Below are 22201 nucleotides of genomic sequence, written 5' to 3'. Positions count from 1 at the left end.
CGCCCTTGCATAAGAACAAAAAGAGACCAAAATCGCGCTTGCGACTCTTTCAAATTCGGGATGGCACCATGAGCGATGCAAGTAACCTGCCCCAGATGGCCGACCGCGCGGCCCAACGCCGTCCCAAGCTGGAGGGTGGCAAGCGCATTGTCATGCACACCGAGTTCGAACCCGCGGGGGATCAGCCCACGGCCATTGCCGAACTTGCGGCCGCCATTGACGAAGGTGAGCGCAACCAAGTTCTGCTGGGCGCCACCGGCACCGGCAAAACCTTCACCATGGCCAAGGTGATTGAACAGACCCAACGCCCCGCCATCATTCTCGCGCCCAACAAAACCCTCGCCGCCCAGCTTTATGGCGAGATGAAAGGTTTCTTCCCGGAGAACTCGGTGGAGTACTTCGTCAGCTTCTATGACTACTACCAACCCGAAGCCTATGTGGCGCGCTCGGACACCTTCATCGAGAAGGAAAGCCAGATCAACGAACAGATCGACCGCATGCGCCACTCCGCCACCCGCGCCCTGCTCGAAAGGGACGACGTGATCATCGTCGCGTCTGTGTCCTGCATCTACGGTATCGGCTCGGTCGAAACCTACTCCGCCATGACGCTCGATCTCAAAGCCGGCGGTGAATACGACCAGCGCCAGGTGATCGCCGATCTTGTTGCCCAGCAATACCGCCGCAACGACGCCGCCTTCCAACGCGGCTCCTTCCGGGTGCGCGGTGACAGTCTGGAAATCTTCCCCGCCCACCTCGAAGATCGCGCCTGGAAGCTCTCATTCTTTGGCGAAGAGTTGGAAAGCATCACCGAGTTTGACCCCCTAACCGGCGAAAAAACCGACACTTTTGAACAGGTCCGTGTCTACGCCAACAGCCACTACGTCACCCCCAAACCAACCCTGACCCAGGCCATCATCAACATCAAACAAGAGCTGCGTACGCGGCTTGACCAGCTGGTCGACGAAGGCAAACTGCTCGAAGCCCAACGGCTGGAGCAGCGCTGCACCTTTGATCTGGAGATGATGGAGGCGCAGGGCTTCTGCAACGGCATCGAAAACTACTCGCGCTACCTCACCGGCCGCGCCCCGGGCGAGCCGCCCCCCACCCTGTTTGAATTCATCCCCGACAACGCCATTGTCTTTGCCGATGAATCCCACGTCTCCGTACCACAGATCGGCGGCATGTATCGCGGCGACTACCGACGCAAATTTACCCTAGCGGAACACGGCTTCCGTTTGCCGTCCTGTATGGACAACCGCCCGCTCAAATTTGAGGAATGGGACGCTATGCGGCCCCAATCGATCTTTGTCTCCGCCACACCTTCCGCCTGGGAGCTGGAGCAATCCGGCGGCGTGTTTGCCGAACAGGTGATCCGCCCCACCGGCCTGCTGGAACCCGTGATCGAAATCCGGCCTGTCGAGATGCAGGTCGACGATCTGCTTGATGAGGTCCGCAAAGTCACCGCTGATGGCTTCCGCACATTGGTCACGACATTGACCAAACGCATGGCCGAAGACCTAACCGAATACCTGCACGAACAGGGCATCAAAGTCCGCTACATGCACTCCGACATCGACACGTTGGAACGTATCGAAATCCTGCGCGACCTGCGTCTTGGCGCCTTTGACGTGCTGATCGGCATCAACCTGCTGCGTGAGGGTCTCGATATTCCTGAATGTGGTCTGGTCGCCATTCTGGACGCCGACAAAGAAGGCTTTTTGCGCTCTGAAACTTCCTTGGTGCAAACCATCGGCCGCGCCGCGCGGAACGCCGAAGGCCGGGTGATCATGTACGCCGACCGCATCACCGGCTCCATGGAACGCGCCATGGGCGAGACCGAACGTCGCCGCGCCAAACAGATCGCTTACAACGAAGAGCACGGCATCACGCCCCAGACGGTCAAAAAGAACGTCGAGGATGTGTTGTCTGGCCTCTACAAAGGCGACACTGATCAATCCCGCGTCACCGCCACCATCGACAACCCGCTGCACGGCGCCAATCTCGAGGCCGTGCTCGACGGATTGCGGGATGACATGCGCAAAGCCGCCGAGAACCTCGAGTTCGAAGAAGCCGCGCGCCTGCGCGATGAAGTCAAACGTCTGGAGGCTGTTGATTTGGCCGTGGCTGATGACCCGATGGCCAGGCAATACGCGATCAAGGCTGCTGAGGAGAAAGCCACCAAAAGCCGGGGCCGGTCTATGGCTGGGCGTGCTGGTCAACGGGGTGGAAATGTGAAACGGCGGGGGCGGTAGCCCCCTACCCCCGACCTGATCCGAGGCTTTGCAAGGCAAACCCCGTAGGGTGCGCATTCACTGCGCACCGCCTCATCCCCAACAAAAGGGCCAGCGCCTGACCGGGGGCTGGCGCCCCAACGCCACAAGTTTGGCACTTTATGTCCGCCAAGTGTTTCCGCCCTATTGAGCGCTCGCGTCCCTCGCAAAAGCGCCGGGCCGTCAAACCGCAGGTTTGCCTCCGGCAAAACGGAGCCGGTCCGGCGCTGGCCCAGCGGCGCAAAGCGCCTTTTTCCGGACCCAAAGCTCCCCCTAAAGGCGCAGAATCTCCCTTTATCTCGACAAAAAGTTGTTTAGTATTGCAGACGATGATTTTCCTTAGTGAACAGTTCTAATGCCCATTCTCATTGCAATTTTAACCGCTGTCGGGGGCGCTATCTGGTGGTGGGCCCGCATGAACCCGCGCGAAGCCATCGACACTGCTTCTGATCTCGCCACAACGGCAATCAATGCGCCGCGTCGTCTCGCCTTCCGTCGCAAGACCGGTCAACATCCCGTCGAAGGCATCGATGACCCCCGCATCGCCATCTGCGCCATCGCGCAGTCCTTTCTGGAACTCGACGGCCTGCCGACGCAGGAAACCCGCGACCAACTGCATGTCCTGCTACGCAAAAAACTACGCTGTTCCGAAGAAGAAGCGCACGAGATGGAAGTTCTGGGCCGCTGGTTGATGACCCAATGTGACGGACCAACCTACGCCATCCCGCGCCTCGGAAAACGGCTATATAAGCTGGATGAAGGCAGCGCGTGGGACACGCTTCAGGAAATTTTGAAATCGCTTATCCAAGGCGAACTCTCGCAGGGCCAAATCCACGCAATTGATGATTTACGTCTGGCCTTCAAAAGATAAACCGCTTGGGGCGGGTCGTTGCGCCTGCCCCCTAAGCCTTATACCCCTCCGAGGCCTCATAATACGCCTCAAACCCAATTCGCTCCCGCACCTCAGTAAACGACATCAGCGCGCTGTCCTGCACCTTATCCGCCTTCAGCTGCGCCAAGGTCTCCACCACCTGCTGCATCACCGCGGACAACAACGTCAGCGGATAGGCCGCGATGTTGAACCCCATCTCGCGCAGCTCGGCCTGTGGCAGGATCGGTGTGTCGCCGCCCTCCAGCATATTGGCCATCAACAGCCCCGGCGTTTCCTCACAAATCTGGCGCATCTCATCCACGCTCTGCGGTGCCTCGATGAAGATGATATCCGCGCCGAGCTCAAAGAACCGCTGCGCCCGGTCAATCGCCTCGCTCATGCCATGTGCCTTACGTGCATCCGTGCGCGCAAGGATCAGCACGTCCTCCTCTTCGCGCGCATCCACCGCTGCCTTGATGCGGTCAAACGCCACCTCGCGTTCCACCACCGCTTTGCCCGGTGTGTGGCCACAGCGTTTTGGTGCCACCTGATCCTCAATCATCACCGCCGCCGCCCCGGCCCGCGCCAGGCCTTTCACGGTGCGGATCACATTCATCGCATTGCCGTACCCCGTGTCACCATCGGCCACAAACGGCAGGCTGGTCGCCTCCGATATGTTGCGCACATGATCCACCACCTCGCCATAGCTCATCAGCCCCAAATCCGGCATGCCAATACGTGAGGCCGAGGCGGCAAAGCCCGACATGAATGTCATGTCAAACCCCGCCTGCTCGATCAGCTTGGCGGAGAGCGCATCATAACAACACGGCGCCACCACCAGCTCTTTCTGCTCCAGCAGAGAGCGCAGCCGTGCCGCGCGCAGGTTGCGCCCCTCGTTGGGCGCAATGCGAACTGTATTTGTCATCGTCACTGTCCTTCTGCTCAGCGCGCCAATTCATAAGGGATGTACAGAGCCAAATCGGGCCAGAACCACAACAGCACCGCCACTGCCAGCATGATCCCCGCAAACGGCAGCGCGCCTTTGGCCACCTCTTGCAACCGCGCATTGGCCACCGCCTGAATGACAAACAGGTTCATCCCCACTGGCGGCGTGATCAACGCGGTCTCAATCAGCACCACAAAGAAGATGCCAAACCAGATCGGATCAATCCCGATGTTGAGCACCGCTGGAAGCAGCACCGGCACCATGATGAGTAGCATCGACAGGCTCTCCAGGAAGAACCCCATAAACAACAGCACCAACCCCACTGCGAGAATAAACAGGCTTGGGTTGGAAATGTTCTGCGTCAGGAACGCGCTGATCGACTGCGGGATCAGATAGAGCGTGATCGCATAGGAAAACACCTTGGCCCCCGCCACGATGATCAAGACCATGACGGACGTGCGCAGAGAGCCTTCCACCGCCTCCCGCAGTTTGGCAAAATCCATGCGCCCCATGGCGAAGGTCATGACCAAAGCAATCACAAAGCCCAAGCCGGCGCTTTCCGATGGCGTCGCAATACCTGTGTAGATCGAGCCTACGATGGCCACCGCCAGCGCCACCGTTGGCAACGCCATCAACGAGCTCCGCGCTCGTGTGCCCCAATCTGCTTTGTCCATCGGTTGGTAGGCGCCGGAGAAGCGCGAGAACAACATACCGTAGACAATAAAGGCGGATGCCAAAAACAACCCCGGCCCAATGCCTGCGAGGAACAACGTCGGGATCGAGCTTTCCGTCACCACGCCATAAATGATCAACGGGATCGACGGCGGGATCAAAATCCCCAAGGTGCCACCTGCCGCCAACATGCCGTAGACAAACGGTTTGTCGTAGCCGCGCTTGGACATCTCCGGAATTGCCACGGTGCCAATGGTCGCTGCCGTCGCCACCGAAGAGCCGGAGATTGCGGAGAACAACGTGCAAGACAGGATTGTCGCCACGCCCAGCCCGCCGGGCCAATGCCCAACCCAGCTTTGCACCGCCGCATACAAATCGCGCCCCACGCCGCCTTTCAGCAGAACATTGGACATCAACAAAAACATTGGCACGGCCAGAAGCTCAAAACTGTCCATCGAGCCATGCAAACGCTGCGGCACCGCCACCAGTGGCAGGCCTTTGAGACCCAACAGGATCACACCCAGACCGCCCAGCGCAAAGGCCACCGGCGTGCGCAACAACAACAGCGCCATCAGCGCCACAAGAATGAGAACCGCTTCCATCAGTGAGCGCCCCCCATCACGTCATCGCCGGGCAAGGGTTCTGCCCAAACGCGATAAAGCTGCACCCCGCCCTGCATCATCAACAGGGTACTGCCGACCCAGACCGGCGCATGGGTGATCATCTTTGGCGGCGCCAGATAGGTGTCCGTGGTATGCCCCGCCATGGCGGCTTTCAGCCAAATCTGGAACCCGAAATAGCAAGCCGTACCCGCAAAAATGAACAACACGACTATGGCCAAAGTCTCCGCCAATCGGCGCCAGAGCGTATTGGGGTTGCTCAACAGCACATCAATCGTGACCATCTCACGGTGCTTCAGCACATAAGCCGCGCCCAGGTACACCACCCAGACCTGCAGCACCCGGCTGATCTCATCCACCCAAATGGTGGGCGCGTTAAAAACGTAACGCATAAGCACTTCAAACGTGATGAAAAAGCCGATGGCAAACAGGGTCCAGGCACAAAGCTTGCCTGAGAATTCAGTGATGCCATCAATGATCCGGATGATCATTGGCCACTCCTTGCTGTGAATTTTCGCGGGGAAAGAAAAAAGGGGACGCCATCCGTTGCGACAGCGTCCCCCAATAAGGCTTAGTTGGTCATTGCGCCTTTCACAGCCGCAACCGCCGCCGCACCGGTCTCGCCGGTTTCTTCAACAAAGCGGTCAACAACGCTGGCCGTCGCCGCAACCCATGCCGCCCGCTGGTCATCAGACAGCTCAGTCACGGTCATGTTGGCTTTCATCTCGTCCACGGTAGAGGCTTCTTCCGCGTAGATTTGATCGCGCAGTTTCTGCTCCACTTCCGCTGCGGCCGCGTCGATGATGGCTTTGTGCTCATCCGACAGACCTTCGTAGACGTCATTGTTGATCACCGCGACAAACTCAATCGCGCTGTCAAAGGTCAGAGTCATCTGATCCATCACTTCAAACAGCTTGCGGGATTTTACAGCCGACGCGCCGGTCATGCCCACATCCACAGCGCCCTGCTGATAGGCGAGGAACTGTTTGGAACCGGACATCAGCGTTGGTGCACCGCCCAATTCCTGAACGGTCCAACCGTGGACCTTGCCGTAGGTACGAACCTTTTTATCCGCAATATCAGCCGGTTCCACAATCGCGTCGCCGTTCGTCAGGTAAACATTGCGACCAAATGCCTGCCACCACAGAATGCGGTTGTTGGTCTCTTTCAGGATCGCCGCGTCCAAAGTCGCGCGCATATCAGAGCCCGGGGCCACGGCGGCGCGGATGTGGGCTTCGTCGCTGAAGATAAACGGGATCGACACCACGTCCACTGCAGGCACGGAGCCCGCAAAACGGCCGATAAACGCGGAGCCCGCCTCAACCGCACCGCTGCCCACCGCGCCTGGCACTTCTTTGTCTTTAAAAAGCTGCGCAGACGGGAACAGTTGAATTTCCAGCGCACCGCCGGATTTTTCTTCCACGATGCTGGCAAAGTCCTGCCAGTTCTTGCCCAAGGAATGTGTTTCCGGCAGCTGCAAAGTCACCCGGATGGTCTCTGCAAAGCTGGCAACTGGTGCAACGGTGACAAGCGCGGCTGTTGCGGCGGCTGCAATCCAATGTTTCATGACGTCCTCCCAAAATCGTACTTATGAATGCTCAACCGTAGGGCGGTTTACGGAAACCGGGTCACAATTTTCAGGCCCCGATTTCGCTAACACGCAACAGCGTTTCATTTTCCGCATAAATTGTAGGACCAAACGGTCAAATTTTAGACTGCAAGGAAATTTGCTTTCGTTGTATACAGTTACAACGACGGAGGGGAACAACTTTGGACGACGCCGACAAACGCATCTTGCGGGCCATTCAAGAACAACCAGAGCTTACAATGCGTGAGCTTGGCGAGGTCACAGGATTGAGCCACACGCCCTGCTGGCGCCGCCTAAAACGGCTGCGCGAAGAAGGCTATATCACTGATAAACGGTATGTTTTGGACGCGCAGAAGCTTGGCTTTGACATTGTCGCCTTCTGCTTGGTGAAACTACAGAAGCACACACAAGAGTCGCTGGAAGAGTTTGAAGCCGCCATCGAGTTTCTCCCGGAAGTGGTAGAGTGTTACTCCGCCACCGGCGATCAGGACTATATCCTCAAAGTGCTGGCGCTCAGCGTGCGGGACTATGAGGAAACCATCAAACAGCGGCTGCTCAAGCTGCCGCACATTGGATCCATCCGCACCAGCCTCGCGCTGAACGAGATCAAGAACACGCCAGACGTGCCGGTCTAACCAACCAGCACGCTCATGCGATGCTCAACCTATAGCTGCGCTCTCTCCTCGCACCGCATTGGCCCGACACCAGGCCAAAGCACGGTCACTCAAAAACGGCCCCAGTTTCGCCTCCACCTCTTGGTGATAGCCGTCCAACCAAGCAATTTCCGCCACCGTTAGCGCATCAAACTCCAACATCTCCGTCATGATCGGCGTCCAGGTCAGATTGCGGAACCCAAAGAAGCCGTTGTCCTCTTCGACAATCTCAAACAGGTTCTCGATCCGGATGCCATACAGCCCCGCCACATAGTGCCCCGGCTCAATCGACATCACCATGCCCGGCATCAAATCCACAGCACTGACCGGCTTGCCAATCCGCTGCGGATGCTCATGTACTGACAACCGATGGCCAATCCCATGTCCCGTACCGTGGTCATAATCCAGCCCCAAATCCCACAACGGACGACGGCAAATCGCATCGATATGATGCCCCTGCGTCCCGCGCGGAAACTTCAAAGTGGCCAGCGCATAAAATGCCTTGAACACAGCGGTGTAGGCTTGATCGTACCCTTCGGGCCGCTGCCCAAAGGCAAAACTGCGGGTGATGTCAGTGGTCCCGGTCTCATACTGCCCGCCACTGTCCAGAAGGTACGGCGCCTCCGGCAAAATCGCTGCATCACGCGTCTCTGTGGTGGCGTAGTGGCACATCGCGGCATTGCCGCCTGCCGCCGAAATCGTGTTGAAGCTCTCGCTCAAGTAACTGCCACTTGCCTGGCGAAACGCATTCACTTGCGCCTCTGCCTCGCTTTCCCGCACAGGTTCACCACTGGCCGCACGCGCAGGCACCATTTCTGCCAACCAGGCCGAAAACTCCGTCACCGCTACACCGTCTTGAATGTGGCAGGCGCGCATACCTTCCAGCTCCACCGCATTCTTCAACGCTTTGAGATGCGTAAGATAACTGGTCCGTCGCTCAATTTTGGCGCCCATTTTCTCCAGCGCCAGACACACCGCGACAGGTGAGAACTCCGGGTCCACCAAGACCCTCTGACCGGTTCTCACCGAAGCGCGAATGAATGGCAAAAATCCGTGCGGCGGCACCACACAAATGCTCTCCGGCAGGCTGGCCACCAAATCATCAGGAAGCTTTTCTGGCTCAACAAACCAGGTCACCGTGCCACTCTCCGCCACCAGCATAAAGGACTGTGGAATTGGCAAAAACGGCACATCATCCCCGCGCACATTCAGGCACCAGGCAATGTTGTCCGGCTGCGTCTCCACATGAAACTGCGCCTGCTCCTGCGCCATAAACGCTGTCAGCTCCGACACCTTATCGCTGGCTGTTTTGCCCGCAAACTGCAACGGCATCGCGCTCACCTGCCCCATCGGCGACGGCGGCTGCGCATCCCATATGAAATCCACCGGATTGTCATTCTGCGCCGCCAGCTGCACGCCGGTCTCCGCAATCGCCCCGGCAAAACGATCGTACCAACTGGGCGGCAAATGCATCGGATCAAACCCAACGCACCACCAATCTCCAGCCCGCTCCGACAGCCAATCCTCCGGCGGTTTCTCAAACAGATGGTGGAAGGAAAACACCGCGCCCAGGCACTCTTCCCGCACCTGCACGCTGTAGCGCCCGTCCACAAACATCGCGACCCCATCCATGGTCACAATCGCCATGCCAGCTGAGCCCGAAAACCCGGTCACATATTGCAGCCGCTCATCATGCGGCGCGACGTACTCACCCTGGTGGGCGTCATAACGCGGCAAGATAAACGCATCCAACCCGCGCACACGCATCTCCGCGCGCAACGCTGACACCTGCGGCGGCACGCTCTCAATCCCACAATCAGGCATGTTGATTGATCTCCTCCGCATGGTGACAGGCCACTTCGCCCCGCCCTTCCAAGGCCCGCAATTCCGGGATCACTGTCCGGCACTGGGCTGTCACATGGCGACAGCGCACATGGAACGGACAGCCCGACGGCACGTTTAGGGGCGACGGCAACTCGCCCTCCAACTGGATCGCCGCGCCTTTGTCATCCGGGTCCAGCGACGGCGCCGCGCTCAGCAGGGCCTGCGAATAGGGATGAGACGGCGAAGAAAACAACGTCTCGCTGTCGCCAATCTCCACAATCCGCCCCAGATAGATCACCGCCACACGGTTGGACACATGCCGCACCAACCTCAAATCATGCGCGACAAACAGGATGGTCAATTGCAACCGCTCCTGCAGTTCCAGCAAGAGGTTCACCACCTGCGCCTGCACCGACACATCCAGTGCCGAGACCAGCTCATCCGCGATCAGTACTTCCGGCTCCACCGCCAAGGCCCGCGCAATGGCAATCCGCTGCCGCTGCCCGCCCGAGAACTCATGCGGCAGTTTCTCCGCCGCATCTTGCGGCAACCGCACCAAGTCCAACAACTCCGCCACACGCGGCGCAATCTCCGCCTCCGGCCGCATCTGATGCACCCGCAGCGCTTCGACCAGAATATCACCGGTTGTCATCCGTGGGTTCAGCGACGAATACGGGTCCTGAAACATCATCTGAACCCGCCGGTTATAGCTGCGATCCTTGCGCGCCGCCGCGCCAAAGATGTTCTCCTCATCAAAGTGAATCTGCCCGCTGGTCGGCTCATACAGCCGCACGATGCAGCGCGCCAAAGTCGACTTGCCACAGCCGGACTCCCCAACGACACCAAGCGTCTCGCCCTGCTGCAACTCAAGGCTCACACCATTCAGCGCATTGACCGATTTCCCCGGCTTGCGCTGCACCACATCGAGCAGGCTGCGCGACACCGGAAACGACAAATGAAGGTCGTCAATTTTCATCACAGTCTGGGTCATGCGGCATTGTCCTGTGTCGCGGGCAGTGGGTTGAAACAGGCGGTCTGCCGCCCCGGCGCAATGTCCTGCAACGTGGGCCGCGCGGTCTGACAGGCCGGTCCTGCTGCCTGACAGCGCGGCGCAAAGGCACAGCCCTCAGGCAATGAAAACAGGCTGGGCGGCGTGCCTGGCACCGAATACAGCTGCGTGCGCGGCGGCACATCCTGCGGCACCGAACGCATCAAGCCTTCGGTATACGGATGGCGCGGGGTTTGCAGCACCTGGCGCACGGCCCCCTGCTCCACCACCCGTCCAGCATACATCACCGACACCATGTCACAGGTCTGGGCCACAACGCCAAGGTCATGCGTCACCAGCACAACGCCCATCGACATTTCATCCGCCAGTTTCAGGATCAAATCCAGGATCTGCGCCTGAATGGTCACATCCAGTGCGGTGGTTGGCTCATCTGCCAGCAACAGCTTCGGGCTGGCCGCCAAGGCAATCGCAATCATCACCCGTTGTCGCATCCCGCCGGAAAATTGGTGTGGGTACTCGCCAAGCCGCGAGGCCGCCGCCGGAATGCCCACATGATCAAGCATCTCAATTGCACGATCCCGCCGCGCCCGACGCCCCAAGTCGGTGTGCGCCTTCAAGGTCTCCGTCAACTGCGTGCCAACGGTCAGCAGCGGATTGAGCGAGGTCATCGGCTCCTGAAAAATCATCGCAATCTCGCGACCGCGGATCTTGCGCAATTGCCGTTCTGACATCGTGGTCAGCTCTTGCCCCTGCCAGCGCACAGAGCCGCGCACCTCGCCATAGTGCCGCGCCAATCCCAGGATCGAACGCAAGGTCACGCTTTTGCCGGAACCACTTTCGCCCACAAGCCCCTGCACCTGCCCTTTACCCAGCGCAAAGCTCACGTCGCGCACCGCAGGGAGGGCGGTGCCGCCCCGGCTAAAGGTGGTGCAGAGGTTCTCTACTTCCAAAATCGGGTGATCTGTCATTGTCTTTCCCCTCACCCGCGTGGCCGCAATAGGTCCGCCAGACCGTCGCCAATCAACGAGAACCCCAGTCCGGTGATCACAATCGCAATCCCCGGCATCAGGCTCAGCCACCACGCCGTGGTGATAAAGTTGCGCCCCTCGGCAATCAGCACGCCCCACTCTGCCTGCGGCGGCTGCGCCCCCAATCCAAGATAGCCGAGCGACGAACCGAGCAGGATCGCCAGCGCCATATCGGTCATCCAATAGACAATCACCGGCGTGATCGCATTGGGAAGCAGATGGCGGAAAATGATACGCCGGTCGGTATAGCCCATGACAATCCCGGCACTGGCGTAATCATTGCCCATCTGCGCAATCACCTCGGCCCGCATCAGCCGCGCATAGTAGACCCAGCCCACCAGCGTAATCGCGATATACATGTTGATCAGCCCCGGCCCCAACACGGCCACCACCGCTATGACCAGCACCAGAAACGGGAAGGTGATGATCGCATCCACCACGCGGCCAAAAATCATGTCGGCCACACCGCGATAATAGCCCACCAAGGCCCCAACAGTGACGCCAATGGTCAATGCAAAGACAGTCGCCAAAATCGCCATCTGCATGTTCACCGTATAGGCGTGGATCACCCGCGACAGCGCGTCCCGCCCCAACATATCGGTGCCAAACGGATGCGCCCAGCTTGGCGGTTGCCGCACCGCCAGATAATCAATGAAGTTTGGATCATAAGGCGCAAAGAAGCTTGGAAACAGCGCCAACAGGGTGGAAATCCCGAGGATCACAGCCCCGATTAGAAACCCCGGCTTGCGCAGCGCCACTTGCACCCGCGACAGCGGCGCATCGGAGGATTTTGCAGAAGTCACAACAGCATCGCTCATGTTAGACGCATCCTTGGATCAAGCAGGCTTTGGAACAGATCGGTCAGCAAAAAGACAATCGACACCAGAATGGCAAAGGTCAGCGTCAGCCCCTGAATAAGCGGATAGTCACGCGCAAAAATCGCCTCCAGCATCAGCCGCCCCAATCCGGGCACAGCAAACACGGTCTCGGTCACCAGCGTGCCGCTCATCAGGTTGCCAATCGACAGGCCCAGCAGCGTAATGGTGGAAATCAACGCGTTGCGCAGCACATGCCGCCCCAGGATCAACCGATTGGGCAGCCCTTTAGCGCGGGCAAACTGCACATATTCCGCATCCAGCACCTCAATGATCGAGGCCCGCAAATTGCGCATGATGATCGCAGAGGTGTAGAGCGCCACGGTCATCGACGGCAGGAACAGATAGTAGAGCTGGCCAAAGAAGCCATCGCCGCTGCCGCCCACCGGGAACCAGCGCAACTGAGCCGCCAGAAAAGTTAGCAAAATCAACCCGATATAAAACACCGGCATCGACAGCCCGACCTGAAACACGGTGCGAATCACCGTGTCCGGCCATTTGCCACGGTTGAGCGCAGCAACAAAAGCCAGCGGCCCGGCAATGAATAGCGACAAAGACACCGCAAAAAGCGCAAGGAACCCTGTGGTTGGCAACCGCTCAATGATCACACTGGACACAGAGGTGCGCATCATGATCGACCGCCCAAGGTCGCCCTGCAAAGTGTTGGTGAAAAACAGCCAGAACTGCACCAGCAGCGGGTCATTTAAACCAAGCTTTTCCCGGATGGCTGCCAAATCGGCGTCCGAGGCTTTGTCGCCCGCAATTGCGATGGCTGGGTCGCCCGGCAACAGCCGGACCAGAAGAAAGATGATGATCATCACAAGCACAAATGTGGGGACCATCAGCGCGAGGCGCTTCAGAACGTATTGCAGTCCGGCCATGGGTATTTTCCAATTGAGAAACGCGCCGCAGGCCCTCGCCCGCGACGCGCTGAGGTCTTACTTGCTCACTGTTGCGCGCGAGAAAATGTTGGCGCCCAGCGGGGTTTGCACGTAGCCGTCAACCGCTGTGGACACCGCCACTGCAAAGGGCGTCTCGTACATGAACAGCAATGGCGCAGCGTCGGCGTAGATCGTCTGCATGTCCGCATATTGCTGGGCACGCGCGGCCTGATCCATCTCTTTGCCGGAGGCTTCAAACAACGCGTTGAATTTGTCGCTTTCCCAGCCGGTGCCCACCGCACTGCGGATCGGGGAATAGCCCAACCAACCAGTCACCTGGCTTGGATCATTCACATCATCCACCCAGCCATAGGTGTGGATGTCAAACTCACCAGAGCGGTTTTTCGCGCCACGGGTCGCCCCGTCCACTTGCTCCACCACCAGATCAATGCCCAACGGCGCCCACATCTGCTGAAGCGCCGCAAAAATGGTCGCGTCATCTGATGAGCCGGCCAGCGTGGTCAGAGTCACCTTGGTGCCCGCTTCGATCCCGGCCTCTTTCACCAGTGCCATGGCTTTGTCCATGTCGTAGGAATAGAGATCCAGCTTGGATGCCAGACGGGTAGACGAAGACATCAGCGGCGCGGTCATCGGCTGGCCAGCGCCTTGCAGCACCAGACCAATCAACGCGTCTTTGTTGGTGGCGTAGTTGACCGCCTGACGCACCCGCACATCGTTGAGCGGATTGGCAGATCCATCCGCGCGGGTTTCGCGGGTGTTGATCGGCGAATAGATGATCCGCGTCGACGGGTAGAGGTTCATGTTGATCGCCGGATCAGCGTCCAGTTCGGCCACACGGCTGAACGGCACAAACTCCACCGCATCGACCTCACCAGCCTGCAGCTTCAGAATACGGGTCGCATCATCCGGGATGATCTCGAAATGCACCTTGTCCAGATACGGCAACGGCTTGCCATCAGCGCCCATTTCCCAGTGGTGCTCGTTGGCGCAGAAGTCCATCGCGGCCCCCTGCTCAAATCCACACATGTAGAAGGCGCCGGAACCCACACCGGCGCTAGCGGTGGCAAAGATGGCGGCGGATTTCTCTTGATCCGTTGCGCCCTCTGCCGCCTCAAACACGTCTTTGTTCACAATCGCGGTGTTGAACGTTGCCAGCATCGACAGGATGGTTGGATCCGGCTGGCTCAGGCTCACGGTGATGGTGTTGCCCTCCGCAGTCACGTCAGACACGCTGCCCAACATGCCGGACCACGGCCCCAAGTCACCATTGCGTGCACGGTCCAGTGAGAACAGAACGTCGTCCGCCTCCAGCGCCGACCCATCGGCAAACTTCAGGCCCGACCGCAGCATCAGCGTGACGGTCTTGCCGTCCTCTGAGACTTCAAAGCTCTCGGCCAATCCGCCCACAATCGACTTTCCGTCATCAGACGAACGCAGCAGCGTGTCAAACAAGCTGCCCACCATCCAGATGTCCGGGTTGCGGTCCGCGTAAATCGGATCAATCAGGCGCGAGCCGTCGTAGCGGGCAAAGTTCATTGTGCCGCCGCGTTCCTGCGCCGCCACCGGCGTTACAAGTGCGGTCGTTGCCGCCAAAGCCGCCGCCATAAGGGTGCGTGTCATGTCTATTTTCCTCCCTGGTCGAATCTCTTCGGTGACCGGGAGAATAGGCAGTTTTTGACATTTTGCTAAAACTTTTTTTAGCAAAGCTAAATTTTTGAAGGACAGATTTTAGCGCATATCCCAAAATTGGATACAATATACTGAAAACACTACCCTTCTTTCGAACATCCGCAAACTTAATTTTCTGCCGCTGTGCTCATTGGCGTGGTGCTGACCCACAACTCCACGGATTCCACATCACTCACGACACGCGAAAAATGCGGCTTTGCGGTGTTGTGGTGAATCACATCCCCCGGCCCCATGACAAACACTGCGCCCTCCAGATGATACTCAACCTCACCTGACAGCAGGTAACAAAACACCTCTCCATCGTGGCACATTTTCTCGGATTCATGCCCCGGTGGACGGTGAATGATCTGCGAATGCATCAGCGCGCCAGGGAAGCCAGGCCCCAACTTCTCATAAAAACGCCCCGCTGTGCCAAGCGCGTAGGATTGCCGGCGGTCTTTCTGGATAAACTCGGAATAGGTCTCCGGCACGCTCAACAATTGCTCCACGCTGGTCTGCAACGCCGCTGCAATTGACATCAGCGAAGACAGAGACGGAGAGCTGATCCCGCGCTCCACTTGCGAAATGAACCCAGTGGTCAAATCCGCCTCCTCCGCAACTGCATTCAGAGTCTTGCCCAACGCCTTGCGCCGCAACCGGATTGCCTGGCCCAGCTTCTCTGGTTGCCCCTTTTGTTTTTTCTTTTTTGTTGTCGGGGACGCCGCCATCACGATCTCCATTGAATATTCTGGGAAAACTGCGGCCACACCATATCAGTGAAAAAAGATATGTATACTAAAAATCATTTTAGCAAAACTGAACACGAACCTCTCAATGCGTGGCGGATATCTGATAACAGATTGCTGATTTTGCCTGACGCGAGCCACCGGCCGCAGGTTGCTCCCACCAAAGGAGCCCCTCATGCATTTTGCCTATCCCGCTGCCCTGTTTGGCCTCACCCTTCTTGCCGCCTGCGCCACCCCACTGGAACGCTGCATTTCCACCGCGCAATCCGAAGTCGCCACCCTGCGCCGCGCCATCACCACCGCCGAAGGCAATATCACCCGAGGCTACGCCATTCACCGCAGCTCAGACAGCTACACCTACTATGACACCTGTTATGACAAGAAAGACCGCCCCTACAGCTGTCCGGAAACCCGATACCGCACCGTAGAAACCCCGGTCGAGGTGGACGTGGCGCAACAGCGCCAACGTCTGAAAGCCCTGCGACGCGACCTGCCCGCCGCCGAAGACCGCGTCCGTGTGCAGGCGCGACACTGCACAGCCCTGCATCCACCAACCGGATGACAGAGCTGCGCTCTAAGAGATCTTAGAAATCAAAAATATCGTCGAGGAAGCTGCTCATCTTTTTCTTCTTACGCGGCTTGTCCTCGTAGCGGCGCACATGACCTTCGTCATAACCACGCCCGTCATAGCCCCGCTGCGGCGCAGGCTGCACATTCTCGGATGGCGGCGGGGGCGGTGGCGCGGCATAGGCACTTGCCCGCTCAATGATCTTATCCAGCTCGCCACGATCCAACCAAACGCCACGACACGTCGGGCAATAATCAATCTCCACCCCGTTGCGGTCTGCAATCACCAGGGTTTCGCCATCCACTGGACATTTCATCAAGCACTCTCCTCTTTTGCTACCTGCTTTAGATAGGGAGGCGGAGGCGCGTTTTCATCTGCCACGCACATGTTTGCGCTGTAAGGCGCGTAAAATTGCGCACGTTACCTGACCTACCACACCAAATACCCGACAAAACTTATCAACTATTTGTTTTTAAACGCTTTTTTCTTGAAACCCTTAGCGACTCATTCTACATATCAATCAACGGAGCAAGCCAGACCGGCCACTCACGTACGACGCGAGCACTCCAGCAAGGCCCAGCTATCGCCAGGTCCAGCCAGACAGCAAGCCACGCACGCAGGCAGATACGGTCCAGCCAGCTACACAAGAACGGCGCCAAGGTTTTATCCCAGGCGCCGTTTTTGTTTGTCCCTTCCCTTTTGCCTTCCCTGAATAACTGGCACGCTTCCGCTATGACCAAATCCGACCCGATCCGCCCAGCCGATGCTGACGCCCGCGCCTTGGCCCGTGTCCTGCTGTCCTCTGCCACCTACGCCGCGCTTGCCGTCACCGACCCTGACACCGGCACTCCGTCCGTGACACGTGTGGCTCTGGCCACCGCGCCAGATGGCACCCCACTCACATTGATCTCCGATCTTTCCAGCCACACCGGAGCACTGCGGGCCAATGCCAACTGCGCCTTGCTGGTCGGAGAGCCCGGTAACAAAGGCGACCCGCTCACCCACCCACGCATGACCCTGCACGCCAAGGCCTCTTTCCATGAAAGAGGCAGCGACGAACACGCGCAAACCCGCGCCCACTACCTGTCGCTGCGCCCCAAGGCCAAACTCTACGTCGATTTCCCCGATTTCTCCTTTGTCCGCTTTGACGTCACCGGCGGGCTGCTCAATGGCGGTTTTGGCAAAGCCTTCCACTTGACACCTGACGATCTGTTAGCGCCAACATCTTTCACTTGACGCAAGCCCGCGACGCGCCCTACCGTCGCGCCATGCCTTTACACAGCTTAGACCACGCCAACATTGGCACGCAAAACCTCGACGTCATGATCCGCTTCTACGAAGAGGTGCTGGGCATGACCAGCGGGCCACGCCCGGATTTCAATTTTCCCGGCGCTTGGATGTATCTCGGCGACAAAGCGGTGGTGCATCTGGTGGGCGCAACAAAGCCGCTCATCGCCGGTGGAGGCGACATCGCGCTGGAGCATGCCGCCTTTGCCGCCACAGATATGCCAGCTTTCATGGATGTGCTCAAAAAACACGGCCTAGATTATTACCTCGGCTTCCCACCCGGTTTCCCGATTGTGCAGGTCAATATCCACGACCCCGACGGCAATCATCTGCATGTGGATTTCCACATCGACGAGCTGCCCGAAGAACTGCGCCCCGCGACCTAAGGCGTCCAAAAAGTTAACGGAGGCGCGGTCAAAACCGCACCTCCGTGAAACAGTCGCAAAACCGACGTGATACCGACGTCGAAATCTCCAACGAGATCTCTACCGTTAACCTTTATTGCAGCAGCGCTTTGGACGCTTCAATGGCATCCGCTATCGGCGCAAAATATCGCACCTCAATCGACGATCCACTGCGCATCACTTCCGCCGCCTTATCTGCACCCGCCACATAAAGCTGTGTGGCCTGCGGCAAAGATGCCTCTGTAATGGCCTTGATCCGCCCGCCGTTCACACGCTCGCGCCCAAGATTGGAATCCGTGTTGGCGCGCACGAAAGAGTACAGACCACGGTTCACACGGGTCAGCGCCACTTCCGCTTCCCAATAGACCGAAGACTTTGAAATCACACGCACAGTTTGGCTGTATGTCTGACGCAAACAATCAATGCGGTAGACTTTTGCCACCTTGGCACACTCGCCCACACCGTAGGTGAAAATATCCACCGTGCGCTTGGTCTGCTGGTCAGAAAACCCAATGTCATCTTCCGCCATTGCAGGCTGCGCCATGATCCCAACCACGGCCAACGCCGCTGCCTGCAACATTTTGACTAAGCGCATGAACTGTCTTCCTTTTGCTCTACCGCGTCACATGTACCGCGCATTTGGCATGACGCACAACCTGTGCCGCGGTGCTGCCCAACACAATATCCTGAACGCCTGGCCGATGGGACGCTATCACAATGCAATCCACCGCGTTTGCAGCTCCCCATTTCACAATGGTTTTTCCCGCATGTCCTTCTTCTACAACGCCTTTTACATTGGGAAGGTCAGCGCCCATGGCCTCCAGACTGGCCACAATCGCCGTCTGCGCTTCCGCCTGAAATCCCTCCGGCACGTAGTTGATCACATAACTCGGCACATGCGCCATGACATGTAGCAAACTGACTTGACCATCCTCATCAATCAATCGCCGCGCCACGGCCACGGCCTCACTTGGGTCATGCGCTTCGTCAAAGGCCACCGGCACCAAAATATGCTTATACATTTCAATCTCCTAACAACAATCAGCCACACATAAGTTGCCGCCGTCGTTAGTTAAAGGCTTCCATGACATCATACATGACAGGCTCAAAGCTGCGACACAGCTGATTGATTTTGCGATTGCGCTCACGCATCTCCTCAGACCGCAACATCGCCTGAAAATCCTCACGTCTTTGCCATTGGGAGTAGTTGGCAATCCGCGTCTGCGCATCATTCACATGCAACCCTGCAGCAATAAATCCGGGCTGTTTGGAAATGAACTGCTCGTACGCGTCAGTCAGCGCATCGAGCAAATCCTGACAGGTGCCCGGGGTCATCTCAAAGGTGGTGATGACGGTCTGAAGTTCCGCCTCCTTGGAAATCTTCGGCATAAGTTCCTCCTTCCTTTTCCTCAGCTTAGTCCAGCCCCGCCCAACTTGGCCATACGTTTTAACCGGCAATGCAGCCTCAAGAGCGCTGCCCCCAAGGTCAGACACACGCATGTGATTGCACAAATCCGGTTTTTGCCCCATATTAGGCTTGGTTTTCTGCTGGGTGAAACAGATGGCGACACATGCCACACAGCCCGGCACAGGCAGATGAGGCAACCATGACCAGATTCCTAGCTGCGCCAATTCTGGCGCTGATGCTCGTCCCCGCACTCCCCCATATTGGTGATGCAAACACGCTGAACCGCGCCTGTATGCGTTCAGACCGCGATGGTGCCACCCGACAGATGTGCCGCTGCATTCAAAAAACGGCCAACAAAAGCCTGTCCCGCGCAGATCAGCGCTTGGCGGCCAGCTTCATCAAAGACCCGCACCGGGCGCAAGAAATTCGCCAGTCAGACCAACGCAGCCACGAGATTTTCTGGAAGCGCTACAAGAAGTTTGAAACCAGTGTTGTGTCCAGCTGCAAACACCTGCGCTGATTTGACTTTCTAATGAAAGCCACTTGACCCAAGGTCGTTCCCTATTCACAAAATCAAAAGCTGGTGGAGGGACCTATGCCGAACAAAGGTGTCACCTTACGTGGCCTCGAGGTCTTTGAAGCGCTCGCCGAGCACGGCTCTGTGGCGCGCGCCTCCGAGATCACCGGCCTGTCGCAGCCGGCCGTGTCTCAGCAAATCCGAAACCTCCAAACCGCCTTAGGCGCCGACCTGATCGACCATAGCAAACGCCCGATGCAGCTCACCGCAGCTGGGCGCACATATTTGGTTCGGGCGCGTGACGTTCTCTCCCAATTGCGGCTGGCGGAATCTGAGCTCACCGTCATGGATCTCACTCATTTGACGCAATTGTCGATGGGCATCATTGACGACTTTGACAACGACCTGACGCCCCGGCTTGTGACCAAACTGGCGGAGTCGATGACCCAATGTCGCTTTCGCCTCGTGACCGCGCCCAGCCATGAAATCACCGATGCCATTCGTGACGGAGACCTGCACCTTGCAATCACCGCCGTCGCTCCGCAAGCGGCTGAAGGCATGACAGAATATCCTCTGGCACAGGATCCCTTCATCCTGGTCACGCCCTCCGGTCACCTGCCCGCGTCCGGCGATATCACCCAGATTTTGCACGATCTTCCAATGCTGCGTTACGGACAGGAGCAGCTCATCGGACGCCAAATTGAGACGGAATTGATCCGCGCCAACCTAGACGTGCCACAGCGCTTCGAAATTGGCTCCAACCCCTCTCTAATGGCCATGGTGTCGCGCGGCATCGGTTGGGCCATCACCACGCCTTTGGGGTATTTGCGCGCCGCTCGTTTTCACGATCAAGTCGACGCCCACCCGCTCCCCTTTTCCCCGTTCAGCCGCCAGATCTCGCTGTTGGCAAGTGGCGATTGGGCGGACACTGTGCCACGCGATGTGGCGCAGACCATGCGCGGCCTGATCCAGGCGCATATGGTCACCCCCGCAATTGAACGCTTCCCATGGTTGGAAGATGAGTTCAAAATTCTTGGGTCCGACACCTAAGCCAGTTTTCAGTTTTCCAAAACTCTAGACACCCTCGAGCGCCGCTTTGAGCCCCCGCGCACAGTCTTCAATCAGGTCCAGCGCCCCGTCAAAATCGCGGGTGTAATAGGGATCCGGCACCTCTGACATGCCGCGATCCGGCGCATAGTCGGTAAACAGGCGCACTTCGGTATCGCTTCCATCCGGGCGCAACGCCTCGATATTGGCAATATTCTCCGCATCCATCCCGATGATCAGGTCAAACCGCGCATAATCCGCCGCCACAAACTGCCGCGCCCGCAAGTCAGACAAGACCACATCCCGCGCCAATGCCGCATCCTGCATCGGCCCATATGGCGGCTTGCCCACATGCCACCCTGCTGTCCCTGCGCTGTCCGTGTCCACCTCTGGCGCTATGGCGCGAAACACACCTTCCGCCGAGGGCGACCGGCAAATGTTTCCCAAACACACAAACAGAACCCGCATGATCTTTCTCCTCTTGAATGCCCAAGCCATCACCGCAACAGGCTTATAGGTCAAGCACTTGCCACCTTGTCCCCCACTTGCGAAACTGCGGCCAGCCAGCACAGGGAGCCTCCATGCCACAGTCAATTGTCATTCTCACCGGTGCCGGCATCAGTGCCGAGAGCGGCCTCGGCACTTTTCGCGACGAAAATGGCCTCTGGGCACAGCACCGTATCGAAGATGTCGCCACGCCTGAGGGCTTTGCCCGCAACCCCAAGCTGGTGCATGATTTCTACAACGCGCGCCGCATACAATCCTCAGAGGCAGAACCCAACGCCGGCCATCATGCACTTGCCGAGCTGGAAGCCAACTATCCTGGGGAGGTGTTGATCGTCACCCAAAACGTCGACGGGCTGCATGAAAAAGCGGGCAGCCAAAACGTGTTGCACATGCACGGCACGCTGCACGGCGCCTTGTGCCACAGCTGCAACCACCGTTGGCCAGCACCCCCTGAGATGGCCCCAAACGACCCCTGCCCGGCTTGTGGCGCGCCAACCACCCGCCCCGACATCGTCTGGTTTGGCGAAATGCCATACGACATGGAACGCATCTCAAACGCGCTGGCACGTGCCGATGTGTTTGTCTCAATCGGCACCTCCGGCGAGGTCTACCCTGCGGCCAATTTTGTCAATGAGGCCGACATGTTTGGCGCTCATACGGTTGAGCTCAACCTCGAACCCTCATCCAGCGTGTCCCGCTTTGCAGAAACCCATTTTGGCCCGGCCACCCAAGTTGTGCCGCAGTGGGTCGCCACAGAGATCTCCCGCACCAAATAAAAAAGGCCGATCCCC

25 protein-coding genes are annotated in these 22201 nt (G+C 58.3%); 9 read left to right on the top strand and 16 right to left on the bottom strand.

The window, feature by feature from the left end:
* The first annotated feature begins 68 nt into the window (after positions 1–68).
* Positions 69–2252, top strand: a complete 2184-nt coding sequence (gene uvrB, locus JXR15_RS18570) for an excinuclease ABC subunit UvrB (RefSeq protein ID WP_422054673.1) — start codon at positions 69–71, stop codon at positions 2250–2252.
* Positions 2253–2625: 373 nt separating this feature from the next.
* Positions 2626–3141 (top strand): hypothetical protein, encoded by a 516-nt coding sequence (locus JXR15_RS18565; protein WP_422054672.1) that lies wholly within the window; start codon positions 2626–2628, stop codon positions 3139–3141.
* 31 nt (positions 3142–3172) lie between these two features.
* On the opposite strand, the gene JXR15_RS18560 is transcribed toward JXR15_RS18565, so the two are convergent.
* The 4 genes from JXR15_RS18560 to dctP form a co-directional block, all read right to left on the bottom strand.
* Entirely contained in the window at positions 3173–4066 is an 894-nt protein-coding gene (locus JXR15_RS18560; protein ID WP_422054671.1) for an isocitrate lyase/PEP mutase family protein, read from the bottom strand.
* Between the two features lie 17 nt (positions 4067–4083).
* On the bottom strand, positions 4084–5361 hold the full coding sequence (locus tag JXR15_RS18555; protein WP_422054670.1) for a TRAP transporter large permease: 1278 nt from the start codon (positions 5359–5361) through the stop codon (positions 4084–4086).
* Positions 5361–5870 (bottom strand): TRAP transporter small permease, encoded by a 510-nt coding sequence (locus tag JXR15_RS18550; protein WP_422054669.1) that lies wholly within the window; start codon positions 5868–5870, stop codon positions 5361–5363. The genes JXR15_RS18555 and JXR15_RS18550 overlap by 1 nt, the downstream gene beginning before the upstream one ends.
* A gap of 80 nt (positions 5871–5950) precedes the next feature.
* Entirely contained in the window at positions 5951–6946 is a 996-nt protein-coding gene (gene dctP, locus JXR15_RS18545) for a TRAP transporter substrate-binding protein DctP (RefSeq protein ID WP_422054668.1), read from the bottom strand.
* A gap of 203 nt (positions 6947–7149) precedes the next feature.
* Between dctP and JXR15_RS18540 the strand changes: the two genes are divergently transcribed.
* Complete coding sequence (locus JXR15_RS18540; protein ID WP_299426614.1) at positions 7150–7602, top strand: Lrp/AsnC family transcriptional regulator; 453 nt, start codon at positions 7150–7152, stop codon at positions 7600–7602.
* 24 nt (positions 7603–7626) lie between these two features.
* On the opposite strand, the gene JXR15_RS18535 is transcribed toward JXR15_RS18540, so the two are convergent.
* From JXR15_RS18535 to JXR15_RS18505, 7 genes are all read right to left on the bottom strand, one after another.
* Entirely contained in the window at positions 7627–9444 is a 1818-nt protein-coding gene (locus tag JXR15_RS18535; protein ID WP_422054667.1) for an aminopeptidase P family protein, read from the bottom strand.
* Positions 9437–10435 (bottom strand): ABC transporter ATP-binding protein, encoded by a 999-nt coding sequence (locus JXR15_RS18530; RefSeq protein ID WP_422054666.1) that lies wholly within the window; start codon positions 10433–10435, stop codon positions 9437–9439. Before JXR15_RS18530 ends, JXR15_RS18535 begins: the two co-directional genes overlap by 8 nt.
* Positions 10432–11421, bottom strand: coding sequence for an ABC transporter ATP-binding protein (locus JXR15_RS18525; protein WP_422054665.1), 990 nt, complete (start codon positions 11419–11421; stop codon positions 10432–10434). Before JXR15_RS18525 ends, JXR15_RS18530 begins: the two co-directional genes overlap by 4 nt.
* Before the next feature lie 11 nt (positions 11422–11432).
* Complete coding sequence (locus JXR15_RS18520; protein WP_422054664.1) at positions 11433–12299, bottom strand: ABC transporter permease; 867 nt, start codon at positions 12297–12299, stop codon at positions 11433–11435.
* Entirely contained in the window at positions 12296–13237 is a 942-nt protein-coding gene (locus JXR15_RS18515; protein WP_422054663.1) for an ABC transporter permease, read from the bottom strand. Before JXR15_RS18515 ends, JXR15_RS18520 begins: the two co-directional genes overlap by 4 nt.
* A 57-nt stretch (positions 13238–13294) precedes the next feature.
* Positions 13295–14878 carry an ABC transporter substrate-binding protein gene (locus tag JXR15_RS18510; RefSeq protein WP_422054662.1) on the bottom strand — a complete coding sequence of 528 codons (1584 nt, stop codon included), beginning with the start codon at positions 14876–14878 and terminating at the stop codon, positions 13295–13297.
* 176 nt (positions 14879–15054) lie between these two features.
* Positions 15055–15654 (bottom strand): helix-turn-helix domain-containing protein, encoded by a 600-nt coding sequence (locus tag JXR15_RS18505; RefSeq protein WP_422054661.1) that lies wholly within the window; start codon positions 15652–15654, stop codon positions 15055–15057.
* Positions 15655–15847: 193 nt separating this feature from the next.
* Between JXR15_RS18505 and JXR15_RS18500 the strand changes: the two genes are divergently transcribed.
* Positions 15848–16234 (top strand): hypothetical protein, encoded by a 387-nt coding sequence (locus tag JXR15_RS18500; RefSeq protein ID WP_422054660.1) that lies wholly within the window; start codon positions 15848–15850, stop codon positions 16232–16234.
* Positions 16235–16256: 22 nt separating this feature from the next.
* Here the strand turns inward: JXR15_RS18500 and JXR15_RS18495 are convergent, their stop codons facing one another.
* Positions 16257–16556, bottom strand: coding sequence for a zf-TFIIB domain-containing protein (locus tag JXR15_RS18495; protein ID WP_422054659.1), 300 nt, complete (start codon positions 16554–16556; stop codon positions 16257–16259).
* A gap of 416 nt (positions 16557–16972) precedes the next feature.
* On the opposite strand from JXR15_RS18495, the gene JXR15_RS18490 reads away from it, so the two are divergent.
* Both JXR15_RS18490 and JXR15_RS18485 read left to right on the top strand, forming a co-directional pair.
* Positions 16973–17476, top strand: a complete 504-nt coding sequence (locus tag JXR15_RS18490) for a HugZ family protein (protein ID WP_422054658.1) — start codon at positions 16973–16975, stop codon at positions 17474–17476.
* Entirely contained in the window at positions 17473–17913 is a 441-nt protein-coding gene (locus JXR15_RS18485) for a VOC family protein (protein WP_422054657.1), read from the top strand. Before JXR15_RS18490 ends, JXR15_RS18485 begins: the two co-directional genes overlap by 4 nt.
* A 112-nt stretch (positions 17914–18025) precedes the next feature.
* Here the strand turns inward: JXR15_RS18485 and JXR15_RS18480 are convergent, their stop codons facing one another.
* From JXR15_RS18480 to JXR15_RS18470, 3 genes are read right to left on the bottom strand one after another with little or no spacing between them, the layout of a single operon-like run.
* Positions 18026–18526, bottom strand: coding sequence for a hypothetical protein (locus tag JXR15_RS18480; RefSeq protein WP_422054656.1), 501 nt, complete (start codon positions 18524–18526; stop codon positions 18026–18028).
* Positions 18527–18545: 19 nt separating this feature from the next.
* On the bottom strand, positions 18546–18953 hold the full coding sequence (locus JXR15_RS18475) for a universal stress protein (protein ID WP_299426653.1): 408 nt from the start codon (positions 18951–18953) through the stop codon (positions 18546–18548).
* A gap of 46 nt (positions 18954–18999) precedes the next feature.
* On the bottom strand, positions 19000–19320 hold the full coding sequence (locus JXR15_RS18470) for an antibiotic biosynthesis monooxygenase family protein (protein WP_422054655.1): 321 nt from the start codon (positions 19318–19320) through the stop codon (positions 19000–19002).
* Between the two features lie 218 nt (positions 19321–19538).
* Between JXR15_RS18470 and JXR15_RS18465 the strand changes: the two genes are divergently transcribed.
* The gene (locus JXR15_RS18465; protein WP_299426659.1) at positions 19539–19859 is read left to right on the top strand and encodes a hypothetical protein; all 321 of its coding nucleotides are present in this window, start codon (positions 19539–19541) and stop codon (positions 19857–19859) included.
* A 75-nt stretch (positions 19860–19934) separates the two neighbouring features.
* Positions 19935–20906: a LysR family transcriptional regulator gene (locus JXR15_RS18460; RefSeq protein ID WP_422054654.1), complete on the top strand. Its 972-nt coding sequence runs from the start codon at positions 19935–19937 to the stop codon at positions 20904–20906.
* Between the two features lie 24 nt (positions 20907–20930).
* On the opposite strand, the gene JXR15_RS18455 is transcribed toward JXR15_RS18460, so the two are convergent.
* A complete protein-coding gene (locus JXR15_RS18455) occupies positions 20931–21371 on the bottom strand; it encodes a low molecular weight protein-tyrosine-phosphatase (protein ID WP_422054653.1) in 441 nt (146 codons plus the stop codon).
* Positions 21372–21484: 113 nt separating this feature from the next.
* Here JXR15_RS18455 and JXR15_RS18450 point away from each other — a divergent pair, with 113 nt between their 5' ends.
* Positions 21485–22186, top strand: a complete 702-nt coding sequence (locus JXR15_RS18450; protein WP_422054652.1) for an NAD-dependent deacylase — start codon at positions 21485–21487, stop codon at positions 22184–22186.
* The last annotated feature ends 15 nt before the right edge of the window (positions 22187–22201 follow it).

The sequence above is a fragment of the Shimia sp. genome (assembly GCF_049116215.1).
Lineage (GTDB): Bacteria > Pseudomonadota > Alphaproteobacteria > Rhodobacterales > Rhodobacteraceae > Shimia.
The sequence above is the reverse complement of the archived record's forward strand: the minus strand, read 5'-3'. Positions and strand labels throughout refer to the sequence as shown.